Source organism: Capnocytophaga sp. oral taxon 326 str. F0382, from assembly GCF_000318295.1.
GTDB lineage: Bacteria > Bacteroidota > Bacteroidia > Flavobacteriales > Flavobacteriaceae > Capnocytophaga > Capnocytophaga periodontitidis.
In genome coordinates this window covers 1-4,153 of sequence record NZ_KB291363.1, presented here as the reverse complement: position 1 = coordinate 4,153, position 4,153 = coordinate 1, and the positions used below count along the sequence as shown (strand labels likewise).

Here is a 4,153-nt window from a genome sequence, read left to right as displayed (position 1 = left end):
TAAAAGAAGGTGAAAAAGAAAGGCCATTTGGCTCAGGATATACAACAAAAATAAACGGAAAAGAGACCGAATTTGAGCTAAAAATAGTTTTTAATAAAGATAAGAGAATTAACAGTGATGTGTTTATAGATATCTTTAGCAATACCAATGCCCCCCTTGCAAAACCTACCTTGTCAGGCACTGCGTTGCATAGGTTTAAGATGAAAATGGCAAAAATACAATCTATTATAACTTACCATATTTACTATGATGGGCGTATTGAAAAGCATATACCAAAAGAAATTGCAGAAGAGTTTAAGCAAAAATATAAGTATGTTTATCACGATGAAAAGGGTAATGAGCACGAAATAGGTATCTTTAAATTTTTAGAGACGACAGAAATGAAAAAAGGTAATATTGCAGGAACCAAGAAAGTTGAGTTAATAGATATTAGAGAATTTAAAGGTTATGACAATAATGGAGTTAAATTAAAGTTTTTAACAATAAATACAGATTCTAAGCGGTATTATATAAATCCTGATTGTTATGCAGGATTGTTTGGGGCAATGGCTAAACTAAATATAGATTATTTAGGTTTTAATGGATTTAGTAATAATAAAGCAGGTTCTTATCCCAGCACATCACATTTTAATGGTGAAAAAGGCGATTTAAGATATTTATCTACAAATAGAAAAGGAGAATCAACACATTTGGAATATTCTTATTTTGATGTAGAACAACAAAATAAATTTAACGATGCATTATATTTATTTGGTTGGGGACGATTAGAAAAAATGTATTCCGAATATTTCACTTACAATGGTAATAGTAAATATCTTTTAAATCATACACGACATTTAAGAATAGATGAAAAACGTGATGATAAAGGTAAGATAATACAGAAAGAAGTTAGACACCACCACCATCTACATTTAACTGGATTTGACCATAGTTTAATTAAAATAATAGAAAAATGAAAAAAATAGTTTTATTTTTGCTGCTTACTGCCAATTTTATAGCTTGTAAACGAAATGCAAATTTTACAGACAAAAAAACAGAAAAAGAAGAATTTACCGTAACTAATTCTAAAAAAGAAATTTCGTTTGATGATTTAGAAGAAGTTTCGTTGCCTTTTTGTATAAAAGGTAGTTATGTGAAAGATGATTTGTATTATGTAGATATTGATAAATTTTTAGGCTTTCATAAGTTAAAAAAATCGTTAAACAAGGAAGTAAATGCCCTTTTTCATAAAGGTACGATTGATTTTATAACTAATGAAGAAGTTTTCATAGCTTACCCCTATTATCAAGAAAGTGAGGACTCTCCTCCTTTTGCTGTAAAGAAAATACAAATAAATGATTCTATAACTACCGTTCTATATGGATATATACGAGTAAATGAATATTCAGTACCGCGTATAGAGTTGCAAACATTTGATAAACAAGGGAATTATATAGATAGTATCATTCTTTATTATCGTCTAGCCGATGAATGTTCAGGAGAGCGAACATTTTGTATTGATAAAAACTTTAAAATAAAAATACAAACAGAATTTGGGTGTACTGCAATTGAAAAAGATGATGAAGATTTTAATTTTGAACAGACTGATACATTTAAAATCACTGAAACAGGAAAAATAGTGAAACAATAAAATTAATTTATCATAGAAAAGAATAATACATTTCCTTAAAAACACTACCAAGGAATTTGCAAATTAAAAATAAACAAGATAGAACAATGAACAATCTACTCACCCATTATCCTATAAATTGGATAGACGGAATGAAGCTAAGCAGCAGCCATTTTATTGCTGTGCAGGACTTTGTAACTGATAGTGTTAGAGATGCCATAGCCCTGCAAACCACAGACCTTAAAAATAGAAAGGGTATATCTTAGTAAAAAAGGAGGTGGTAACATATCAAAGGTAAGCTATCAAGACACCCTAATAGCTACTGCTAAAACCAAGGGGTTAGAAGGTGAAAAAATTACGTTTAATCTATATGAACGTGATGAAAAAGACAAAACTCACGTCAAAGATTTCTTCGCGGAGGTTGATAGGTACGGTATAGCAAGTGTTGAGATTCCTTTATTAAGCAATAAGAAAGTATTTCAATTGTTAGCCAATCAAAAAGCTCCTGAATATGGAGAAGGAAACAAGCACGAGTTTTTTGTAATGGCAAGTTTTGGTTTGAATAAAACTATAAAAGAGAGTAATGAACTACAAGTAAATCTTACTAAAAAGATCAAAAAAGCATATTTTGTGGATGTTAATGGGAAAAAAGTCAATAAAATACAGGTTGGAGATTCTGTTTGTGTTCGTATAGAATCTGAAGATATGATTGGGGCTTTGGTTAGATACACTATTTTAGAGAAAGATGTAATAAATGATGATGAGATTTGGGTTAGAAAACTTATTATTAACGATGATATTCATACTGACGGTAAGATTACAATAACAAAAAATCTTTTTAATGAAGGAGCTGATCTTGGATATGTAGATTCTGATTCCGAGAAACAAAATTATTACATAAAAGTAGAAGCATTAGTAGGAAAGGAAAAGTCAAGTGCTTTTGAGCTTAGCTTCAAAAATGTAGAGCTTGAAGTAAGTAAAAGCCCTGTAAAAGTAAAGGTTGGAGAAGTAAAGAAAGAAGAAAAGAAGGAAGAACCATTAGAAGAAGGGGCTTGCCCACATTGTCGTAAAAAGCATATCGATTTGACAAATAAAATGACTTTTCAAAATCAACCTCCCAAAACACAACTTTGTGCAGTTACATCAAAAGCTATAATTGAAGGAACAATAATTAGAGAATCCAAGGATAAAGAAGAATTAACAAATAAACTAACATTATATAAACCTGAAGGCGGAGGAGAGTATAAAGCTAAAAATGCGCATTGTTTCTATCAATTAGCATTAGAAAAAAACGTATCAAAAGGGAAAAGAACTGAATTAGACTTTTTTGAGGATAAAATAAAAGAAGGTATGGAATACTTGGATTTGTCATTAGAAAAAGGACTTCCTGTAATGGTAGGGGTTAATCATACATTCAACAACAACACTAAAAATGAAACAGATATAAAAACAACAGATCATTTTGTTGTAATTGTGGGACGTACTTGTGAGAATGGACAAATTTACTATCCTTTTTGGGAAGTAGGTACCTCAAAGGGTAAAGAAGGGTATAAATTTAAGTTAGAATCTAATAATCATCTTACTTGTGATAAGCCATATAGAAAAGTACCTGAACCGTATATTGTAACATAAATTAGAATGAATAGAAATAAAGAAGGATTAATAACATTAGATAAACTAAAGAAACTATGAAAAGAATTATAATACTATTTGTTGCAATCTCAATAATATCTTGTAAAAACAGAGTAAATTATGATAGTTCAACTTACTTAACAGAAGAAGATACAATAAGAGAACCATATAAAAGTCCTATACCTCAAAAAACTAAGTATAACCTCACAAAGTTATATTATCGTGTTCTCTTTAATGAAGACCATAAAAGGCTTGAAATAGACACTTTTAGTTATGTAGAGATTAGAGACAATCTTTTGATAGATAAAATATCGATGGATTGGTTTCTTTTAAAAATCAATAAAATAGATACTATTTCAGGGGTAGTAAACATACATATAGGGGAAGAGTCTCAGTATGAGGATGACCCAAAATTATATGAGTGGGGTAACATATACAGCAATAGATATACTTATCATATCAAAAGAAAAGATAAATATTTTTCTATAACAAATGATGTAATAGAAGATGACCCAGATGTTTATATTGAAAAAGAAAAAGTAAAAGATTCAGGATTAAAGTATTATACCTATGAAGATCAAGTGGATTAAAAAGAAGATTGAGGTGTCAAAGTATTTTCATATATTTACACTCTGAAAATTAATGTATTATGGAATTATTTAAGGGACAAAGCCTCTTAGAGTTTACTGAACGCTTTAAAACAGACTTAGATTGCGAAGAATATCTAGCTTCTTTAAAGTGGGAAGATGGAATATTTACAGCCTCTAAAACACATAATTCTAAAACATATACAGTAACACAAATAAGACGTAATAAAAAAGAGGTGATAAAAGAGATAAAAAATAAGAAAACAAATGAGAAAACAAATAAAACAATATATGAAATTATTACTTATTAGTTTATTTTTAATAG

The 4,153-nt window shown here is 29.3% G+C and carries 4 protein-coding genes and 2 pseudogenes; all 6 read left to right on the top strand.

The genetic code is table 11. The features are described from left to right. Window positions 1-956: pseudogene (locus HMPREF9073_RS01460) on the top strand (hypothetical protein); the annotation flags it as partial. Next, entirely contained in the window at window positions 953-1,630 is a 678-nt protein-coding gene (locus HMPREF9073_RS01455; protein WP_009412201.1) for a hypothetical protein, read from the top strand. The pseudogene HMPREF9073_RS01460 and the gene HMPREF9073_RS01455, both read left to right, overlap by 4 nt. 86 nt (window positions 1,631-1,716) lie before the next feature. Next, window positions 1,717-1,875 carry a hypothetical protein gene (locus HMPREF9073_RS15820; RefSeq protein WP_198005879.1) on the top strand — a complete coding sequence of 53 codons (159 nt, stop codon included), beginning with the start codon at window positions 1,717-1,719 and terminating at the stop codon, window positions 1,873-1,875. A gap of 217 nt (window positions 1,876-2,092) precedes the next feature. Further along, complete coding sequence (locus HMPREF9073_RS01450; RefSeq protein WP_009412199.1) at window positions 2,093-3,241, top strand: C39 family peptidase; 1,149 nt, start codon at window positions 2,093-2,095, stop codon at window positions 3,239-3,241. 56 nt (window positions 3,242-3,297) lie between these two features. Continuing rightward, window positions 3,298-3,831, top strand: coding sequence for a hypothetical protein (locus tag HMPREF9073_RS01445; RefSeq protein WP_009412198.1), 534 nt, complete (start codon window positions 3,298-3,300; stop codon window positions 3,829-3,831). A 59-nt stretch (window positions 3,832-3,890) separates the two neighbouring features. Continuing rightward, window positions 3,891-3,992: pseudogene (locus tag HMPREF9073_RS15630) on the top strand (IS1595 family transposase); the annotation flags it as partial. Window positions 3,993-4,153: the final 161 nt, after the last annotated feature.

What these genes read in the sequence shown, in the direction of transcription:
- HMPREF9073_RS01445 (WP_009412198.1), top strand. Translation starts at nt 3,298, where the DNA reads ATGAAAAGAATTATAATACTATTTGTTGCAATCTCAATAATATCTTGT.
- HMPREF9073_RS01455 (WP_009412201.1), top strand. Translation starts at nt 953, where the DNA reads ATGAAAAAAATAGTTTTATTTTTGCTGCTTACTGCCAATTTTATAGCT.
- HMPREF9073_RS15820 (WP_198005879.1), top strand. Translation starts at nt 1,717, where the DNA reads ATGAACAATCTACTCACCCATTATCCTATAAATTGGATAGACGGAATG.